The sequence below is a fragment of the Sunxiuqinia sp. A32 genome, from assembly GCF_052690465.1.
This window is the reverse complement of record NZ_JBQYLI010000010.1, coordinates 108,577-128,830: the sequence shown is the minus strand read 5'-3', so window position 1 is coordinate 128,830 and position 20,254 is coordinate 108,577. Positions and strand designations below refer to the sequence as shown.

19 protein-coding genes are annotated in these 20,254 nt (G+C 37.7%); 5 read left to right on the top strand and 14 right to left on the bottom strand.

Going from position 1 to position 20,254, the window contains the following annotated elements:
* Nucleotides 1-37 precede the first annotated feature (37 nt).
* The 10 genes from ACUNWD_RS12000 to ACUNWD_RS11955 all read right to left on the bottom strand — a co-directional run bounded on the left by ACUNWD_RS12000 (nt 38) and on the right by ACUNWD_RS11955 (nt 11,089).
* Nucleotides 38-1,630, bottom strand: coding sequence for a SulP family inorganic anion transporter (locus tag ACUNWD_RS12000; protein WP_445588052.1), 1,593 nt, complete (start codon nt 1,628-1,630; stop codon nt 38-40).
* Between the two features lie 113 nt (nt 1,631-1,743).
* The gene (gene der / locus ACUNWD_RS11995; RefSeq protein WP_445588051.1) at nt 1,744-3,051 is read right to left on the bottom strand and encodes a ribosome biogenesis GTPase Der; all 1,308 of its coding nucleotides are present in this window, start codon (nt 3,049-3,051) and stop codon (nt 1,744-1,746) included.
* Nucleotides 3,052-3,243: 192 nt separating this feature from the next.
* A complete protein-coding gene (gene era / locus ACUNWD_RS11990) occupies nt 3,244-4,128 on the bottom strand; it encodes a GTPase Era (RefSeq protein WP_445588050.1) in 885 nt (294 codons plus the stop codon).
* A 117-nt stretch (nt 4,129-4,245) separates the two neighbouring features.
* Nucleotides 4,246-4,929, bottom strand: coding sequence for a hypothetical protein (locus ACUNWD_RS11985; RefSeq protein WP_445588049.1), 684 nt, complete (start codon nt 4,927-4,929; stop codon nt 4,246-4,248).
* Complete coding sequence (locus ACUNWD_RS11980) at nt 4,929-5,417, bottom strand: RNA polymerase sigma factor (RefSeq protein WP_445588048.1); 489 nt, start codon at nt 5,415-5,417, stop codon at nt 4,929-4,931. The genes ACUNWD_RS11985 and ACUNWD_RS11980 overlap by 1 nt, the downstream gene beginning before the upstream one ends.
* 40 nt (nt 5,418-5,457) lie before the next feature.
* Nucleotides 5,458-6,276, bottom strand: coding sequence for a pseudouridine synthase (locus tag ACUNWD_RS11975; RefSeq protein ID WP_445588047.1), 819 nt, complete (start codon nt 6,274-6,276; stop codon nt 5,458-5,460).
* A gap of 144 nt (nt 6,277-6,420) precedes the next feature.
* Complete coding sequence (locus ACUNWD_RS11970) at nt 6,421-7,176, bottom strand: carboxypeptidase-like regulatory domain-containing protein (RefSeq protein WP_445588046.1); 756 nt, start codon at nt 7,174-7,176, stop codon at nt 6,421-6,423.
* Nucleotides 7,177-7,307: 131 nt separating this feature from the next.
* The gene (locus ACUNWD_RS11965; protein WP_445588045.1) at nt 7,308-7,412 is read right to left on the bottom strand and encodes a T9SS type A sorting domain-containing protein; all 105 of its coding nucleotides are present in this window, start codon (nt 7,410-7,412) and stop codon (nt 7,308-7,310) included.
* A gap of 158 nt (nt 7,413-7,570) precedes the next feature.
* Nucleotides 7,571-8,800 carry an LL-diaminopimelate aminotransferase gene (locus tag ACUNWD_RS11960; protein ID WP_445588044.1) on the bottom strand — a complete coding sequence of 410 codons (1,230 nt, stop codon included), beginning with the start codon at nt 8,798-8,800 and terminating at the stop codon, nt 7,571-7,573.
* Nucleotides 8,801-8,968: 168 nt separating this feature from the next.
* The gene (locus ACUNWD_RS11955; RefSeq protein WP_445588043.1) at nt 8,969-11,089 is read right to left on the bottom strand and encodes an ATP-binding protein; all 2,121 of its coding nucleotides are present in this window, start codon (nt 11,087-11,089) and stop codon (nt 8,969-8,971) included.
* Nucleotides 11,090-11,408: 319 nt separating this feature from the next.
* Between ACUNWD_RS11955 and dapF the strand changes: the two genes are divergently transcribed.
* From dapF to ACUNWD_RS11935, 4 genes are all read left to right on the top strand, one after another.
* Nucleotides 11,409-12,269 carry a diaminopimelate epimerase gene (gene dapF / locus ACUNWD_RS11950; protein WP_445588042.1) on the top strand — a complete coding sequence of 287 codons (861 nt, stop codon included), beginning with the start codon at nt 11,409-11,411 and terminating at the stop codon, nt 12,267-12,269.
* Between the two features lie 129 nt (nt 12,270-12,398).
* On the top strand, nt 12,399-13,661 hold the full coding sequence (locus ACUNWD_RS11945) for a diaminopimelate decarboxylase family protein (protein WP_445588041.1): 1,263 nt from the start codon (nt 12,399-12,401) through the stop codon (nt 13,659-13,661).
* Between the two features lie 102 nt (nt 13,662-13,763).
* Nucleotides 13,764-14,891, top strand: a complete 1,128-nt coding sequence (locus ACUNWD_RS11940; protein ID WP_445588040.1) for a glycosyltransferase family 4 protein — start codon at nt 13,764-13,766, stop codon at nt 14,889-14,891.
* On the top strand, nt 14,884-15,447 hold the full coding sequence (locus ACUNWD_RS11935; RefSeq protein ID WP_445588039.1) for an L-threonylcarbamoyladenylate synthase: 564 nt from the start codon (nt 14,884-14,886) through the stop codon (nt 15,445-15,447). Before ACUNWD_RS11940 ends, ACUNWD_RS11935 begins: the two co-directional genes overlap by 8 nt.
* A gap of 49 nt (nt 15,448-15,496) precedes the next feature.
* Here ACUNWD_RS11935 and ACUNWD_RS11930 read toward each other — a convergent pair whose 3' ends face one another.
* From ACUNWD_RS11930 to ACUNWD_RS11915, 4 genes are all read right to left on the bottom strand, one after another.
* A complete protein-coding gene (locus ACUNWD_RS11930) occupies nt 15,497-16,204 on the bottom strand; it encodes a head GIN domain-containing protein (protein WP_445588038.1) in 708 nt (235 codons plus the stop codon).
* Between the two features lie 72 nt (nt 16,205-16,276).
* Complete coding sequence (gene rimM, locus ACUNWD_RS11925; protein ID WP_445588037.1) at nt 16,277-16,810, bottom strand: ribosome maturation factor RimM; 534 nt, start codon at nt 16,808-16,810, stop codon at nt 16,277-16,279.
* A gap of 94 nt (nt 16,811-16,904) precedes the next feature.
* Complete coding sequence (locus ACUNWD_RS11920; protein ID WP_445588036.1) at nt 16,905-17,531, bottom strand: 30S ribosomal protein S16; 627 nt, start codon at nt 17,529-17,531, stop codon at nt 16,905-16,907.
* Between the two features lie 173 nt (nt 17,532-17,704).
* A complete protein-coding gene (locus tag ACUNWD_RS11915; RefSeq protein WP_445588035.1) occupies nt 17,705-18,901 on the bottom strand; it encodes a phosphoglycerate kinase in 1,197 nt (398 codons plus the stop codon).
* A gap of 222 nt (nt 18,902-19,123) precedes the next feature.
* Between ACUNWD_RS11915 and holB the strand changes: the two genes are divergently transcribed.
* Nucleotides 19,124-20,248 carry a DNA polymerase III subunit delta' gene (holB, locus tag ACUNWD_RS11910; protein WP_445588034.1) on the top strand — a complete coding sequence of 375 codons (1,125 nt, stop codon included), beginning with the start codon at nt 19,124-19,126 and terminating at the stop codon, nt 20,246-20,248.
* Nucleotides 20,249-20,254 lie beyond the last annotated feature (6 nt).

The window sequence follows — 20,254 nt, the reverse complement described above, 5'->3', positions numbered from 1 at the left end:
GTGATGAACCGGGCTTAACCAATACCCGTAAATACTATTAAGGAGTTTTCCCCAATAAATGCTTATAGTTGTCAATGGCGACAAAATAATTTGGATCTTCTACAATATTCACATCACAAATCCTTTCTGCTTTTTTAATAAGCTTCGTGCAATCTTTACTTAGATGTCGTAAGTGAATAGTTTTGCCTTCTTTTTGATAGCGCTCTGCTAATTTATTAATTGCTTCAATCGCTGATTGATCCATGATTCTTGATTCTTTGAAATCAATAATAACTTCATTGGGATCATTCTGAATATCAAATTTGGAGTTAAAAAGTGTTGTGGAACCAAAGAACAATGGTCCGTATATTTCATAGTGTTTAATTCCATGTTCATCAATTCGCTTTCTTGCACGAATACGAATGGCATTTTCCCAAGCAAAAACCAGTGCTGCTACAATAACCCCAGCGAGTACTGCAATCGCTAAATCAAAGATGACTGTCATTACAGTAACCAGTATGATTACAATTAAATCGGCTAGTGGAATTTTATTCATTACGTTGAAGGTACTCCATGCAAAAGTGCCGATTACCACCATAAACATGACGCCAACCAACGCTGCAATTGGAATCATTTCAATGTAGGCTGAGGCAAACAAGATGAAAGCCAGCAAGGAAACTGCAGCAACAATTCCAGATAAACGGTTTCTACCACCAGATTTTATGTTGATAATGCTCTGTCCAATCATGGCGCAACCACCCATTCCGCCAAAAAATCCGTTAAGCATATTTGCTGCTCCCTGAGCCACACATTCGCGATTGCCGCTTCCCCTGGTTTCTGTAAGTTCGTCTACCAGGTTGAGGGTCATTAGTGATTCAATTAACCCAACGGATGCAAGGATGAGTGCATATGGAAAGATAAATTTCAGTGTTTCAAGGTTGAAAGGAATGATTGGTATATTGAATGTTGGCAAGCCGGCTTTAATTCCGGTTCCTCCACCAGCCTGAATGAAGCTTTTAACCGTTTCGGTCTCTATTCCTCCGAAAATGACAATGCCTGAAATAACGAGGATACCAACTAAAGCTGCTGGAATAGCCTTACTAATTTTTGGAAGAATGAGCATGATTGCCATCGTGCCAAATACCAGAGCAAGCATTGTGAAAAGTTGGCTGCCGGATAGCCATTCGCCACCCATTTTAAACATGTTAAGCTGAGACAGGAAAATGACGATTGCCAAACCGTTAACAAAACCCATCATCACAGAGTGGGGCACTAGTCGAATAAATTTCCCTAAACGGAAGAACCCAGCACTCATTTGAATGATTCCAACTAGGATAAGAGTAGCAAACAAGTATTGTAATCCCATCATCTCGCTTGCACCTGCAAGTTCATTTCCTTGCTTAACCAGGCTTACCATTACAACTGCCATTGCTCCTGTTGCTCCTGAGATCATTCCCGGACGTCCTCCTAAAATGGATGTAACCAGCCCCATCATGAATGCACCGTAAAGACCAATAATTGGAGAAACTCCTGCAACAAAGGCAAAAGCCACGGCTTCAGGAACCAAGGCTAATGAAACAGTTAGCCCGGATAATATATCATCTTTAACACTTCCTTGCTTCTTGTCAATAAATTTAAACTCAAACTTCATTTTGCACCTCTTTAATAAGCGTGCAAAAATAGGTTTAAATTCACAGAACATGCTCTACGGCATATCGATCTGCTCTATGTTAATGATGGTTTAATGTTGGTGATGAGCAGAATTTATTTTTTTCTAAAGAAAATTTGAAGAGGAACTCCTGAAAAGTTAAAGTTATCTCTGATTTGATTTTCAATATACCGTCGATACGGATCTTTAATGTATTGCGGTAAGTTGGCAAACAGTGCGAATGAGGGCGTTGGACTAGGTAGCTGGGTTACGTACTTAATCTTAATGTATTTTCCTTTAACTGATGGCGGTGGATATTTTTCAATTGCATTTAGCAGTAAGTCATTTAGCGCGGAAGTTTTCAGTTTTTGCTTCCGGTTTTCGTAAACTTCAACGGCTGTTTCCAATGCTTTGAAAATTCGTTGTTTGGTTAATGCTGACATGAAAATGATTGGAACATCAACAAAAGGAGCAATGCGTTCTTGTATTTGTTCTGTGAATTTCTTCACTGAAGCATTGTCTTTTTCAATCAAGTCCCATTTATTCACTAAAATGACTACTCCTTTTTTATTGCGAATCATCAGGTTGAAGATATTCACATCCTGGCTCTCAACTCCGCGAGTAGCATCAATCAGCAGCATGCAAACGTCAGATTCCTCAATCGTTCGAACTGAACGTAAAACGGAATAAAACTCCAAATCTTCATGAACTTTGGCTTTTTTACGCAAGCCTGCAGTGTCTACCAAATAAAAGTCGTGTCCGAATTTATTGTATCGGGTGTTTATCGCGTCACGGGTAGTTCCGGCAACGTCAGTAACAATATTTCGTTCAACTCCTATGAGGGCATTAATGAAAGAAGATTTCCCAACATTGGGACGACCAACAACCGCAAAGTGTGGTATGTTTTCTTCAACTTCTTCTTTATCTTTTTTTGGAAAACTTTTGACAACCGCATCCAATAGCTCGCCGGTACCACCTCCCGTCATTGCAGAAATACAATACAATTCGCCAAGCCCTAAGCTGTAGAATTCATGTGAATCAATGATTCTTGCGTGATTGTCCACCTTATTTACTGCCAGAAATACTGGTTTTTTACTTCTTCTCAGAATATTTGCCACTTCCTGATCCAAATCAGTCACTCCACCTTCCACGTCAACAGCAAATAAAATAACATCAGCTTCGTCAATCGCAAGAGCAACCTGTTTGCGGATTTCTTCTTCAAAAATATCATCCGAATTAACTACGTAACCTCCAGTGTCAATCACTGAAAAATCAACACCGTTCCATACCGATTTACCGTAATTACGATCACGGGTTACACCAGATGTTTCATTAACAATAGCTTTCCGGCTCTCAACCAATCTATTAAAAAGGGTTGATTTTCCTACATTGGGTCTTCCTACTATGGCGACTATATTGCTCATTTCTTTTTGTTTTAAAATGTGTTCCGAGTTGAGGGGTCACTTTTCCCTCTTTATACTCTTCTAAATTTTCTTTGTGGTTGCGGGTTACAAATTTTGGGTTGAAAGTACCGTTTTCTGCAAGCTCATCTATATTCCAATCTTCATCTGCAGATACAAAAAACTAATAACTCATACCTAGCAACTGCTGACTAATTAATGCTTGTCGTATCCAAAATTATCAAGCATCCGATCTTTATCACGCCAGTCTTTTGCAACTTTCACATACATTTGCAAAAAGACTTTCTTTTGGAAAAACTCTTCCATGTCTTTGCGGGCTTGGGTACCAACCTTCTTTAATGCTGTTCCCTGGTGCCCTATAATTATTCCTTTTTGGCTATCTCGTGCCACATGAATTACACATCTCAGGTTTAATAATTTTTCTTCTTCTTTAAATTCTTCCACTTCTACTTCTACCGAATAAGGAACTTCCTTTTGATAGTATAGTAATATCTTCTCCCGGATAATTTCAGTAACAAAGAAACGTTCGTTTCGGTCTGTCAATTCGTCTTTTGGAAAATATGGTGGAGCCTCTGGAAGTAGCTCAATAATGCGGTCGAAAATTGGGGCAACATTGAATCTTTCAGTGGCAGAAACAGCAAATACATGTGCAGCAGGCAACAGGTCTTTCCAGTATTCATACAACTTCATTACATCGCCTTGATTTGATAAATCAATTTTGTTGATCAATACAATGACCGGTGCATTTGACTTACGTATTTTTTCAAGATATTCTTGATTTTTATCAGCCTGCTCAACGACATCAGTAACATATAAAATGACATCTGCATCAACCAAAGCAGTATTTACATACTTCATCATCGATTCCTGAAGTTTGTAATTTGGTTTCAAAATCCCCGGAGTATCCGAGTAGACAATTTGAAAATCGTCTCCACTCACGATCCCTTTAATACGGTGGCGGGTGGTCTGCATCTTCTTGGTAATGATGGATAACCGCTCGCCAACCAAGGCATTCATGATGGTAGATTTACCTACATTGGGGTTCCCGATAATATTTACAAATCCTGATTTGTGTGCCATTTCTATTTTCTTCCTTTCTTAAAAAGCGGTGCAAAGATAATAATATCCTTGTCTTCCTGAAAATCAAAGAATTAATTTTCAAAATAATTAAGATTGGGCGAGATTGAAATTGATAATTTACTCAATTTCATTGAGCTCTTGCAGGGTAGTTTCCAGTTTTAGAATGTAGTTTCCATATAATTTTCTGAATCCCCACCGAAATATTAAAAACAGAACACTGGTAAAAGCGATTAAAATTAAGATACCTATTAGGAGGGTATTTCTTACCTGTGAATCGCTTAGGTCATTTAAGTTGCCACCTTGTTGTTGAGCTGCCATTTCGTATCCATTGAACATCCCGGTTACAAAGCTAACCCCTGATACCAACAATAAAACCACAATCGCCAGGTAGAACAGTTTTTGGTATGAATGAAGAATTCGAACAATTCCTTCAAGCACGTTTTGTAAATTATTGCTTTGAGAGTAATTCTTCTTAACGGAATAATACTGCAAATTAAAGTAGATGAAAGTTCCAAAGATAAATAATGCATTAATTGCATCAGTCAGGTATATCCATGTGGGTATTTCAAAATCCTTATTTTGAGCGAGGTAGGGAGTTAGGAATAGATCATCTATCAGGAAAAATAGCGTCAATGCAATCAACACTCCATATCCAATTTTGATATTACGATCAATGCGCTCAATTAGGTTTTTGGTGCGCTTTCTCAGCATATCATAAATAGCTTTTTCTCCCAACTGGTGACGGTTCGCATCACTGGATGAATATTTGTTCCAAGCCGATTTTAAATCTTTCAGTTCCATTATTCTCCGGTGTTCATGAATTTCTTCAATTTTTTCTTAATCCGGTTCATTTTTACACGTACATAGTTTTGTGTAATTCCCGTGATCTCTGCAATTTCTTCGTACTTTTTATTCTCTAGAAACAACAATACAATAGACTTTTCGATACCACTTAATTGTGATATGGCTTTATGGAGCAGCTTAATTTGTTCTTCAGTTTCGCTGTCATATTCTTCTTCAGGTAATTGAAAGTTCCCAATTTCAATACCTGATTGATCAGGTTGTCGTTTTGTCTTTTTGAAGCTTGTAATTGCCGTGTTCAGCGCCACCCGGTACATCCATGTCGAAAATTTTGATTCACTTCTAAACGAAGGGAACGACTTCCACAATTGAGCAAGTATTTCCTGGAATAAGTCGCGACGGTCCTCTTCCGAATCACAATAAATGGAACATACCTTGTGAATGATCCCTTGATTCTCTGATATGATTTGAACAAACTCCTTTTCCAAAACTACTTGGTATTAGTCTGCTTTTTTCAAATTCATTACATCAACTCATTTTCAGATACCCAATTTCGGCCTCAGAAAGAAAACGCCATTTGCCTCGTGGGAGTTTTTTCTTAGTCAATCCAGCAAAGAATACACGGTCAAGACGAATAACTTTATACCCCAGATGTGCAAAAATACGTCTCACAATCCGATTCTTTCCTGAGTGAATTTCTATTCCAACCTGTTTTTTGTCGTTTTCATCTACAAAACTAATCGCATCAGCTGCAATGAATCCATCTTCCAATTCAATACCCTTCATTACTTGTTCCAGATCTGATTGTTTGAATTCGGAATTTAGAAAAACATGATATATTTTTTTCTTTTCGTAGCTTGGGTGAGTGAGCTTTTTGGCAAGTTCTCCATCGTTTGTAAAAAGTAGCAACCCGGTAGTGTCTTTGTCGAGTCTGCCAACAGGATAAATACGTTCCTCGCCGGCATGTTTAACCAATTGCATCACTGTTTTTTCAGCATGAGGGTCATCAACAGTAGTTACAAAACCTTTCGGTTTATTCAGCAAGACGTATACTTTTTTCTCTGAGCTTAAAACTTGTTTGCGATAAATGACTTCATCTTTTGGGGTGACTTTATATCCGAGGCTGGTAATCACTTCTCCATTCACAGTTATTTCGCCATCCTGAATAAGGTTGTCTGCTTCCCGGCGAGAGCAAATGCCCGCATTTGCAATCACCTTATTAAGCCTGATTTCCCGATCAGACTTTTTTAAAACTGATAGTTTCTTATTTTCTGAACGAGGTTCATTGCTTTTTGATTCATCGCTTTTAAACTGACCGCGTCCTTTTGGGTTGAATTTCTTTTCCATAGTATTTATAAATCATCGCAAAGGTCGGAAAAAGAATTCACATTGATTAATGGATTTTCAGAATTTCAGATTACAGAGAGTGTAGTGCTGGATTCTAAGCTCAAGCTTATCGCCAAAATTTCAATTATTTATAATTTGCGAGTACTATTCATCCTTCTTGAAAAGTTCATATTCACGAAGAATGGCTTCACGAACCTGATATTCATTATTCGTTTGATTGAGGATGCCTTTGGAGTTGAAAAATATCATAAAAGAATCGGCCTTCGCTTCATCTAAACCTGTTAAGCCCATTACGATATCCTTACTGTAGTATTGAGATAGAAATTCCCAGCGTTTTTCGGAGACAATAGCTTTTCTGGCTTCTCGTTTTTCTTTCTCTTTTCGGCTAACGTGGTATTGAATAAAGGAGGCTGGTGAGAAAATAGCAGCATACCATGGAGGCTTGGTATTGAAAGCGTCACCCCGAAGTTCCGGATCAATATCTACAGGTTTTCCGGTTCCAACTCCTTCCATGTTCACTTTCTGGCTAGCTTCACCGGTTACTTCCACTTCCCGAATTGCATACCGAATTGGACGTGCCCAGATGACAAAAATACTATCGGCAGGATGGCTGGGCGGAATGTGTATATATTCTCTCATAAAGCCCATGGCGGAAATTCCCAGGCTGTCAACATTCAGCATTTCCATTGAAAAATATCCTCTGGAATCGGTTGTGGTTCCACCGTGATTTCTCATATTCACAACATGTGCGTATGGAACCGGAAGTCCATCTTCTTTGCTAACAACCTGTCCTTTTAGGCGGATTAGAATGGGGTCAATATCTGCTAAATCCTGCGCCTGAAGCTTTAGAATAGGAGCAGCGAATAAACAGATTAATATGAATAGCAATGATTTTCTCATGGTTGAGAAACAAAAATAGCGAATTCGGTTAATTAAAATACTATTGCTAACAAAGCTTAACCGCTTTTAACAGTTTTTGGAATTTTCGTGCTCGCTGCGTATTTCTTCCAAAATTTTCAATTCGGATTTAGTTATTGAATTATAATGTTCCTAGTTGTTACTGATTCTTCGGTTTGCAATCTAAGAAAATAGATTCCGCTTTGGAGACCTTCCCTACAAGTATTAACTAAATGCATTTCTGCGGAGTAAATTGCACATGAAAGAAAGGAAGAGAGGGGAATGTTGAAATGTTGATGTTAGATGGAGTAATTTCACCCCTGGGGTTTTGTATAAAATGAAAAAGCACCTGCTTTTGCAGATGCTTCTCTTAACTTTTTATCTGTTTTTAATACAACTAGCTCAAATTCTTAATTCGGTCCATTGCTTCAATTACATTGTCGCGATCTGCAAAGGCTGAGAAACGGAAATAACCTTCACCAGCAGGGCCAAAACCTGAACCTGGTGTTCCAACTACATTTGCTTCATTCAAAACTTTATCGAAAAAGTTCCAGGAACTCATATCGCCTTTGGTTTTCACCCATACATAAGGAGCATTTACACCACCATAAACAGTGTAGCCAATTTCGGCAAGACTTTCGCGCATGATACGTGCGTTTTCCAGATAATATGCAATTACTTCTTCAATTTCTTTTTTGCCTTCAGGAGTGTAAACTGCAGCGGCAGCTTTTTGCACTGGGTAAGAAACGCCGTTAAATTTAGTTGAATGGCGACGAAGCCACAGTTTTTTTACTGAATGTGCATTTCCTTCGCTGTCGAAAGCTTTTACTTCTTCAGGAATAACGGTGTAAGCACAGCGAGTTCCTGTAAAGCCAGCAGTTTTTGAGAAGCTACGGAATTCGATTGCCACTTCTTTTGCTCCTTCAATTTCGTATATAGAACGTGGGATTCCATCTTCAACAATGAATGCTTCATAAGCGGCATCAAACAAGATAATGCTTTTGTTTTCGCGTGCGTAGTTGACCCATTTTGTCAATTCTTCCTTGCTTGCCACTGTTCCTGTTGGATTGTTTGGGTAACAAAGGAAAATTAAATCAGGGCGTTCAGTTGGTAATTCTGGAGTAAAACCATTTTCTTCGGTACAAGGCATGTAGATAATACCGTCGTAGTAACCGTTCGATTTGCAAGTTCCAGTTTTTCCAGACATTACAGTAGTGTCAGAATATACTGGGTAAACCGGGTCGCAAATAGCGATTTTATTCGTAGCTCCAAAAATTTCCTGGATGTTTCCGGTGTCACATTTTGAACCATCCGATACGATAATATCGTCGGCTGGAATATCAATACCGTTGGCTTGATAGGCATTTTCAGCAATTGCCTTGCGCAGGAATTCATACCCTTGTTCAGGTCCATAACCTTTAAAAGTTTCAGCTTTTCCTTGTTCGTCAACTCCATCATGAAATGCTTTCAAAATAGTAGGTGCCAATGGTTGTGTCACGTCACCAATTCCCATTTTGATGATTTTTTTATCTGGGTTCGCAGCAGCAAATTCACTAACTCTTCTACCAATTTCCGGGAATAAATATCCCGCCTGCAATTTCAGGTAATGCTCATTAATCAATGCCATTTCTATTTTCTTTTTAATATGAATGAACTTCTAATAATTTGTCGAATTTTGCGACTACAAAGTTATAAAATTGCATTACTTTCAATTGACTAACATTAAATTTTAGCAGAATATTAGGACAATGTGAAATCTTAAGGAGTATTTTAAAGCGAACTTTTATGCTTTTGATTAAAGCACTTCAATAGGAATTGAAAAACTAAAGGTGGAGCCTATGCCTAATTTTGAAACCAATTTTATTTCTCCACCCAGCATTTCAATATAGGCTTTAGAAATTGCCAATCCCAATCCGGATCCACCTTTTTTTATTGAGATTGTTTTTTCTCCTTGGCGGAATCGGTCGAAGATAACTCTATGGTATTTTTTGTCAATACCTATGCCCGTATCCGTAACATGAAAAAGTAATTCCTTTTGATTAATTATCGAATAGCTAATGCCTACAGTTCCTTGTTCAGTGAATTTTATAGCATTGGAAATCAGATTTTCTATGATTTGTCTCAATTTAGTTTCATCAGTTTTTATGGTGGTGTCTGAATTGATATCAGATGGGATGATATCAAGTTTTATGTTCTTATCGTTTGGCAGGGTAATTACTATATTTTCATATATATCGGTAATGAGTTCTTTGACTTTGAATTTCGTGAAGTTCGGTTTAATCAAGCCACTATCAATTTTAGAAATCTCGATTATGTCTTTGATTACGGAAAGCAAATAATGACTGCTTTTGTGGATAATCTTTATGTAGGAATCTCTTTGTTCGGAGCTTAACTCCGGCTCTTTTAACAACTCGGTGAAGCCGAGAATACCGTTCATTGGGGTCCGTATTTCGTGCGATAGATTTGCTAAAAACGATGATTTGAGCTTATCACTTTCTTCCGCCTTTGCTTTTGCAATAATAAGTTCCTCTTGCCATTTTTGTTTGTTTAAAAGTTTCCATACTGAACTCATCAATAAAACTAACTGTTTAGCATCTCCCGGATCATATTCAGTTTCTTTATTTGCCAAAAATAGGAGTGCCTCTAACTGTTCATCGTCTTTTACAGGGATGATGAGTGTGTGTGATAACTTAAAACGGCTGAATGGACAATTGGTGTAATCTTCGGATATGCATTGAAGGCAGTTGTCGATCTGAAAGGCTTGTTTCTTAATGATTATATCACTGCATATTCCTAAATCATCTAACTTATAGCTATTGTTTACAGCCCATTCCAGTTGTTTATCGTTGTCGTGCATTCGATGACTTAACAGGTTGAAGGATTCACTTTCTACGTCATATTTAAATAATATTACCAGCTTGCTTTCGGTTAGTTTCACCGCCTCGTCTAAGGTGTAGTTTAGTAATTCTTCAATTGTATTGGTTGTTCTTCTCGAAATTTCGAATAAACTTTCAAGGCGCGCTTCATTTTTTTTAGAAAGGGATATCGCTATTTTCTTTTCATTCAATTCCTTGTTGAGTTCTTCAGTGCGTTTCTTAACTTGTTTCTTTAGAATAATTGTATAGTTGTAGAATAACAGAAGGATGGTTGCGAAGACTACAGCAAGAATGAGAATATACTTTGTATACTTTTTAAAAAAGTTTGGAGCAGCAATACGGTTAATATTTACCCATTTATTGAATATTTTTTGTTTCTCATCTTCGCTTATGGTGCTTAAAACTGAGTTTATTATTTGGGCTAATTCAGCATATTCTTTTCGAAAAGCAAAGCTAAGGTGCCAGATAAAATCCAATTCTTTTCCAATGCTAAGGTTGCTAATACCATATTTCTGAACCAAATAACTTGCAGACATCAAGTCAATAATTGTCCCATCAGAGTTTCCGAGAGAGGTTTGAATTAGGGCTGTTAAATCGTCGTCGTATTCAGTGATATTGTTTTTGTGGAAGGTATTTTTCACATAGTCTTGAGTGATGTAACCTTTCACAGAGGCCAGCTTCATTTGGAGTATTTCTTCGGTGGAAAGATTATCTGCAAAATCATCTCGAACAAGAATAACCAGCGGGACTTTTAAAAATACATCTGTGAATACAAAATGCTCATATCTTTCCTCAGTCGCTTGCATGGCTCCAACAAAATCAACCTCTCCATCTAATAGCCCGGTATAAATCTCATTCCAGTTTTTATAGAAAACTCTTTTAAACTTTACATCCAATTCTTCTTCGAAAATTTTGATATAATCTGCGACAATTCCTTTGTGGATTCCATCATCATCAATAAAATCACCTGGAGGCCAGGATGGATTCGGTGCGTATTTTAAGTTGTCTTTATGTTCATTCAACCAATTATACTGATCCATAGTGAGAATTGAATCAGTTTTGGATGATTGTCCAATTGCAACTAGCTGAATGAGGCACAAAAGAAGTGTGCTGATTTTTTTAATCATATGATTACATCAAAATACGCAATAAATTAAGAATTTTTATTTTATATTCCACCATTAATTTTCTGTCCTTGGATAATACACATTTATCGGGAGTTAAATTTTTAACTGTTTTTCCTCAATTTTTCAGAGTGCTTTTTTCTTTTAATTTTCAGGATTATTCTGACACGCGAAATACTATTTTTTGACAGAAACAGTTATTACTTTTGTTAAAATACCCAAACAAAAACTTCATATGAAAAACTTCTTTGTTAAATCACACGGACTTGGCAACGATTATATCACGATGAATAGCCAGGATATCAGCTTCGAAATGAATGTTGAGAATATTAAAACCATTTGCGATGTGCATTACGGCATTGGTTCTGATGGTATTCTTTTGCTGGTTGATTCTGATAAGGCCGATTTTGGGTTGAGAATCTTGAATCCGGATGGTTCTGAGGCGGAGAAAAGTGGGAATGGCTTACGCATTTTTTCAAAGTATTTATACGATTACGGATTTGCAAAAAGTAAATCATTTAGCATTGATACATTGGGAGGAGTGGTTTATGCAGAGGTCATTGAGACGGAGAATGAAAAAGCTCGTATGATAAAAGTGGATATGGGAAAGGCAATTTTTGAATCGGTGAAAGTACCCGTAAATAGTATATTGCCTGAGTGTTTGGATGAAGAGCTTCAATTGGATGGCATTAGTTATTTAATTAATTGTGTATCGGTAGGAAATCCGCACTGCATTGTTTTGAAAGATGAATTGTCGATTGAAGAGATTATGCAATATGGTTCGCAAATTGAAAATCACCCAATATTTCCCAATCGCATCAATGTGCAGTTTGCCAAAGTTTTGTCACCCAATGAAGTGGAAATATTGATTTGGGAGCGCGGTGCCGGTTATACGCTGGCTTCCGGAAGTTCGTCAAGTGCCGTGGCTGCAATGATGGTGAGAAAGGGTTTGACAGAAAGAAATGTCACGATGAAAATGCCCGGGGGAGAATTGAAACTTCAAATTGCTGATAATTGGGAGATTCAAATGACTGGGGAGGTTCGTGAAATAGCTTCCGGATATTTGAGCAGTGAATTGTTGGCTGATTTGAAATAGAAAGGAAATTTTGGCTGTTACCTGGTATTCATCAAATCTCTGTTAAGAGCGGGGCTTCTTTATAAAGATTTATTCTAAATAATCTGTTCAAAATGGTATCTTTGCAAAGCAAAAATTCAAAAAGAACATATGTTGGCGAAAAACTTACCTTTTAATAAGGAAAAACTGGAAGAGATTTGTAGTAACCATCCAACTCCTTTTCATATATACGATGAAAAAGGCATGATTGAGAATGCCAAAAAGTTTAATGAAGCTTTTTCATGGAATGAAGGTTTCAGAGAATTTTATGCCATTAAGGCTGCACCAAATCCATTTTTGATGAAACTATTACGGAATCAGGGATTTGGTATTGACTGTAGTTCGATGGCAGAATTGTTATTGGCAGAGCAGGTTGGAATGCGCGGTGAGGAAATCATGTTCACTTCAAACGACACACCTGCGGAGGAATATCAGAAGGCGATGGAGCTGGGAGCTATTATCAATCTGGATGATATTAAGCATATTGAATATCTGGAAGAGCATGCTGGTTTACCTGAGTTAATCAGTTTTAGGTACAATCCCGGAGCATTGAAAGGTGGAAATATTATCATCGGTAATCCGGAAGATTCAAAGTATGGATTTACCCGGGAACAAATGTTTGAAGGCTATAAAATCGCAAAGGAGAAAGGAGTGAAGCGTTTTGGTATTCATACCATGGTTGCTTCCAACGAACTGGATCCGGATTATTTTATAGAGACTGCTGAAATTATTTTTGATTTAATTCTGGATATTTCAAAAGAGCTGGATATAAAATTTGAATTTGCCAATCTAGGTGGAGGAATTGGAATTCCTTATAAAAGTGAGCATAAACCGGTTGATCTAAATAGGGTAAGCGAAGGAATTAAAAACCTTTACGAAAAGCTAATTGTAGCCAATGGTTTGCATCCGTTAAAAATATATTTTGAATCGGGGCGTGCCATTACCGGACCTTATGGATATTTGGTATCGAAAGTTCTTCATATTAAAGAAACGTATAAAAAATATGCAGGGTTGGACTCTTGCATGGCAAACTTGATGAGGCCGGCATTGTACGGAGCTTACCACCACATTACAGTGATGGGGAAGGAAGATCAGGCACACAAGTTTTTATATGATGTTACCGGTTCATTATGCGAGAATAATGATAAGTTCGCAATTAATCGGTTATTGCCGGAAATTCATCCAGATGATTTAGTTGTAATTCATGATACTGGTGCTCATGGGCATTCAATGGGATTTAATTATAACGGAAAACTTCGTTCTGCTGAATTACTTCTCCGGGAAAATGGCGAAGTAGTTGAAATACGACGTGCCGAAACTTATGATGATTTGTTTGGCACCCTGGATTTTGACACAGCTGCTAATTTTGAATAGAAAATACTTTTATGAATATTTGAGCTGGAAATATGATTATTTCCAGCTTTTTTTGTTAAGTAAGATGATGATCGGCTGATTCTGATTTTGTAAATTTGTTTTATGATTAAAAAACTTTCTATTGGTTTTGATGCAAAAAGAGCATTTGTAAATGCTGCTGGATTAGGTAATTATAGTCGTAATACGTTAAAGTCGTTAGCTGAGTTTTACCCGCAAAATCAATATGTTTTTTTCACCCCAAAAGTTGATCATAATCGGTTTTTGTTACCCCAAAGTTCGGTCGTTGTATTGCCAAATAACTTTTGGTGGCGGGCACTTAAACCATTTTGGAGAACTTACAAGATATCTGAACTGGCAGAAAAGGCCAAGCTGGATATTTATCATGGACTAAGTCATGAGTTGCCAATTGGTATTCAAAAGACAGGTATTAAAAGTGTTGTTACCATTCACGATTTGATTTTCGTACGCTTTCCTGAATTGTATAAGGCTACTGACCGAAAGATTTACTATAAAAAATTTAATCATGCTTGTAAAATCGCTGATCGTATAATTGCCATCAGTGAGCAAAGTAAGAATGATATTATTGATTATTTTGATATTGATCCATGTAAAATAAGGGTCGTTTATCAGGCTGTGAATCCAATTTTTTATCAGCGGAATGAGTTGGAACAGTTAAAAGTCACTAAAGAAAAATACGGTTTGCCTGATGAATTCATGTTGACAGTGGGAACGATTGAGGCACGAAAGAATCTGAGAACAACGCTGGAAGCCATGAATTCGGGTGATATAAAGCTGCCTCTGGTAGTCGTTGGAAAGCCAACAAAATATTTGGAAACAATTAAGCCTTTTGTGCATAAATTAGGCGATCAACTTATACTTTTGCATCAGGTAAATGATCTGGATTTAAGCCGAATTTACCGAATGGCAAAGCTGATGATTTATGTATCTATTTTTGAGGGGTTCGGACTTCCAATTGCTGAAGCGCAGGCTTCTGGATGTCCGGTTATTACTTCGGGAGTGAGCAGTATGCCAGAGGCGGGGGGAGATGCCGCACGATACGTTTCGCCAAATAGTATAAGTGAGATTGCGTATAGCATAAAGCTACTTTTGGAAGATGAATCTTATCGGAAGGATCTGATCAATAAAGGGTTTGAAAATGCGAAGCGATTTACTTATGAGACTTATTCGAGTAATTTAATGGAAGTATATAAAGAATTGTGTGATGAATGATGATATTGTAAAAGCGTTGGAAGTACTGCATCAGGGGGGAGTGATTCTTTACCCAACGGATACTATTTGGGGACTGGGTTGCGATGCGTTAAATGAAGAAGCTGTTAAAAGAATTTACAAAATCAAACAGCGTGAGGATAGTAAAAGCATGTTGGTATTGATGGAAAACATGAATCTGCTGGAGCGTTATGTCGAAGAAGTCCCTGAGATTGCCTACGATTTGATTGAGCTCTCAGAAAAACCGATGACAATAATTTATCCAGGAGCCAAGAACCTTGCTAAAAATCTGATAGCTGAAGATGGAAGTATCGGAATCCGGGTATCTTCTGAGGACTTTACAAGAAGATTGATTCAGCGCTTTAAAAAGCCAATTGTTTCTACTTCAGCAAATATAAGCGGGCAGCCATCGCCGGGTAACTTTTCTGAGATTAGTCAGGATATAATTGATGCGGTAGATTTTGTCGTTAAATATCGTCAGGATGACCATACACCAACCAATCCATCCAGTATTGTCAAACTTGGCGTTGGCGGAGAAATTCAAATCCTTAGAAAATAAAAAGGCCTCCCCAAAAGGGGAAGCCAAGCTCTTTGTGTTTTCTCGTTGACTAATATTCTCTAACCTTTCCGGAGCCGACAACAGATTGATCGATTCGTGGATTTCCTTTGTATTTTACATCGCCAGAGCCGGCAACTTTTACACTTAAGTTTTCAGTAGTGTGTACATTCGCATTTCCCGAGCCAGCTATTCGAACGCTCACATCTCTGGCCTCAAAATCAATTCCTTTAAAATCACCGGAACCCGAAATGTTAACGCTCAAGTCATCCGCTGTTCCATTTCCCGAAATTTCAATGTCACCACTTCCTGAAATGGCAGCTTTCACCCTTTCTGCTTTTAGGTCAGGTAAATAAATATCTCCACTGCCACTTACTGCAAGATTTAATATTCTGCTTTCGATATCACCTTCACTAACAATGTCACCACTGCCAGAAAGTGCCAGACCATCAATTTCAGGGATGGTTATAAAAATATCAATTTGTCCTGGGTTGAAATCTTTCCAGAAGTAGTTCTTTGTTGCAAACCGGATGATCAATTCCCGGCCTTTTACTTCAGTGATTATTTCCTCCAATACAGATGATTTTGCAACTACTTCGACATACTGTTTTTTGCCTTGATCCAAGTGAAGTTTAGCAGGGATTCGTAGCGAAATTTCAGTAAAAGCTTCAACTTCACGTTCGTCGCTTTCGGCTTTTACTTGATATGATATCGTTAAAAACGCCAAAAGAGTAATGAGTGTAATTAATTTTGTTTTCATGGGACTATGTATTTTCATTGTTTGATTCTAAAAGTATAGACACCGTTTCTACGGAAACGTTGCATCAAAAGGTCATAAATCATCGAAAATACCATCCGGACATTGAAGTTCAATCTCTTTCTGATCTTCATCAAATCGAATAAGGAAATCTTCATTGAATGGAATTAAGACTTCCTGTCCTTCAAAATGAACGGTCAATAATAAATTGCCGGCATAATCATCTACTTGTTCAATTTCACCTATTTTCCCTTTTAATGAGTCAATAAGTGTAAATCCAATTAAATGATGCAATGTCATCTCATCTTCCTCAAATATCAGATCGGAATTCAGTAAGTATGCAGAACTGCCACAAAATTTTCGGGCGATTTCTTCACTATCAATCCAATCTAATTTTACCAATACAGCCTCGGCCGATCGGCTTCTAATTCCATCTTTTGTGAGAAAGAATGGCACCAGTAATCCATCAATTTCCAGGAAAATGGTTGGATACGCTTCGAGACTCTCTGTGTAGTCATCTTCGAGTTGGAGTACCATTTCGCCACGCACGCCATGAGGTTTCTGCAGGTATCCAATTTTTTGACAATCGTTTTTAGGTATACTTTCCATAGTAACAAAAATAAAAAAAGCGATAGACAATTCTATCGCTTTCTGATCGTATCTGTATTAAGAGTGTTTTCCTAACAAGCAGTGCCGATCCGACTTATTCAGCCTTTTTTTCTTCTTCAGATGCTTCTTCGCTTGCAGTTTCTTCTGCAGCAGGAGCTTCCTCAGTTGCAGGAGCTTCAGCTTCAACCACTTCTTCTGCTACCTCTTCGGTGGCTTCTTCAGCAGCTTCCTCAGCAACTTCAGCTTCCGCTTCAGCAGCTAATTCTGAATTCCTTTTTGCAATTGCTTCGGCTCTTTCAGCGTTGATTTTAGCTTCAGCTTCCAAACGACTCTTTCTGTCAGCTTCGCTTTCATTCGCCAAACGGTCTTTTTTAGCTTGAATTTTTGATTCTTTATCAGTCAACCAAGCTTGGAAACGACGTTCTGCTTCATCTTCGTCGAAAGCACCTTTTGCAACCCCACCCAGAAGGTGTTTTTTGTACATTACACCTTTGTAAGATAAAATAGCTCTTACTGTGTCAGTTGGTTGGGCACCTTTGTTCAGCCAGTCTAAAGCTTTATCAAAATCAAGATCGATCGTAGCAGGATTTGTGTTCGGGTTGTATACCCCAATCCTTTCAATGTAACGACCATCTCGTGGTGCCCTGCTATCAGCTATCACTATGTGATAGAAAGCTAATCTTTTGCGACCCTGTCGCTGTAATCTGATTTTTGCTGGCATTGAATTTTAATTTAATTTGTTAAAAATGTGGCGCAAAGATAAAATTTTATTTTTGAAATCAATAGTAAAATGGCAAATGGTTAATCGTGAATAATATGAATCGTGTAAATACAAAGAAAAAGTCCGAAGAATAATCTCCGGACTTTTAAATATTATATGTTGTGGATGGTTGTTTATTCGCCACGAACTGCAGCAACACCTGGTAATGTTTTTCCTTCCAGATATTCCAATAACGCACCACCAGCAGTTGAAATGTAAGATACTCCGGGAGCAATACCAAATTGGTTAACAGCTGCAACTGAATCGCCACCTCCAACTAGTGAGAATGCGCCTTTCTTGGTTGCTTCAACAATAGCTGCACCAATAGCTTTTGTTCCTACAGAAAATGTTTCCATTTCGAAAACACCAACGGGACCATTCCAAAGAATTGTTCCTGAGTTTTCAATAACTTCTTTCATCTGTGCAATACTTTCAGGACCTGCATCTAAACCTTGCCACCCCTCAGGGATGTCGTTTGCAGCAGAAATCTTAGTGTTGGCATCGTTGCTAAAAGCATCAGCAGCAACTACGTCAGTAGCAATAATCAGTTTTACACCTTTTTCTTTGGCCAGTTTTTCAATTTTTTTCGCTGTTTCAATGAAATCGTCTTCGCAAATTGAACCTCCAACTTTTCCACCGTTAGCTTTTACAAAAGTGTAAGTCATTCCACCACCTAAAATCAGGTTGTCCACTTTGTCAAGCATGTTTTCAATGATGGTAATTTTTGAAGAAACTTTTGCTCCACCCATAATTGCAGTTAATGGGCGTTGTGGGTTTTTAACAACTTTATCTAAACTTTCAACTTCGCTTTCAATCAAGTAGCCAAACATTTTATCGTTCGGGAAAAATTTAGCGATTACAGCAGTTGAAGCGTGTGCACGGTGGGCAGTACCAAATGCATCGTTAATCCAGCAATCACCATTTTCTGCTAATTTAGCTGCAAAATCTTCATCACCAGCAGTTTCTTCCTTGTAGAAACGCAAGTTTTCCAAAATTAAAACTTCACCTGGCTTGATTTCATTAGACATCTTTTTTACTTCGTCGCCAATGCAATCCGGAGCAATTTTTACAGTTGCACCTCCAAGTAACTCTGATAAATGTCCAACTAATGGTTTTAATGAGAATTTATCTTCTGGTCCGCTTTTTGGACGTCCTAAGTGAGACATGATAATTGGAGAACCACCTTTTTCAATCACTTTTTTAATGGTTGGCAAAGCAGCACGCATACGAGTATCGTCAGTAATTTCGAAGTTTTCGTTTAAAGGAACATTGAAATCCACACGGATCAATGCTTTTTTTCCAGCGAAATCATAAGTTTCAATTGTCTGCATAATTGTTTTTTTTAGTTTCGTAAAAATCGATCCCAAAGATAAGAAAAAGATCATTTTATGTTTCCAGCAATTCGTCTAAAAATCATTTATTAATGAATAAGTAAAATTCAGTTGTGAAATGTTTTTGTGCTATCTGAAAGCTACATACGTTGAAAACTATTTTTTAGGAAATAGGTGATTGGACAATGGAATTACTATTTTTGCTATTCACAAAATTAGCTTATGTTTTTTAAAGACGTTATTGGGCAACAAGCCACTAAAAAGCGATTAATTCAGTCGGTTGATGAACAGCGAATCAGTCATGCTCAATTGTTCGCAGGTCCTGAAGGTTCAGGGAGTTTGTCGCTCGCCTTGGCTTATGCTCAGTATGTTTCATGCTTAAACAAGCAAAATGGTGATTCATGCGGCACTTGCATTTCGTGCAAAAAATATCAGAAGCTAATTCATCCCGATCTACACTTTGTTTTTCCAGTTGTGAAAACTCCAAAGTTCAAAGAACCTGTAAGCGATAATTTTTTGGAGGAGTGGCGTCGAAAGGTATCTGGCCATTCTTATTTTAACCTGGAAGATTGGTTTAATTTTATTGGTGTTGAAAATGCACAGGGGCTCATTTATGCTCATCAGAGTGAAGAAATTATTCGAAAGCTCAATTTAAAATCATTTGAATCCGAGTACAAGGTCATGATCATTTGGATGCCGGAGAAAATGCATGTGGCATGTGCCAATAAGCTACTCAAAATGATAGAGGAGCCACCTGTTAAAACATTGTTCCTGCTGGTCACAGAAAATGAAGAAGAGATTATTTCAACCATACGGTCCCGTTGTCAATTAATAAAAATTCCTTCTATTCAGGCTGACGAAATGAAAGCAGCTTTAAGTAAATTGCCTGAAGCTGAGGGGCGTGATGTTGAAAACCTGGTTCACCTCAGCAAAGGTAATTATAGGAAAGCTTTGAATCTGCTGGTTCCCGATGAGCAAACCCGCTATAATTTGGATCTCTTTAAGGAATTGATGCGATTTTCCTATGGAAGAAAGTTTCTTGATTTATTTCAGTGGGTAAATGAGGTTTCCGGAATTGGTCGCGAGCGTCAAAAAGTATTTTTACAATATGCTTTGGGATTGGTCCGTGAGAACTTTGTAAATAATCTGAAAAATAGAGAATTGATTTTTATGGATGAAGAGGAGCAAGCTTTTTCATCTCGTTTTTCGCCATTCATTAACGAACGAAATATCATGCCCATTAGTGATGAGTTAGAGCGAGCTTTTCAGCATATTGCAATGAATGGAAATCCACGGATTATTTTTACGGATCTGTCATTGAAAATTGTCAAGCTTATAAGAAAATAGATCGTT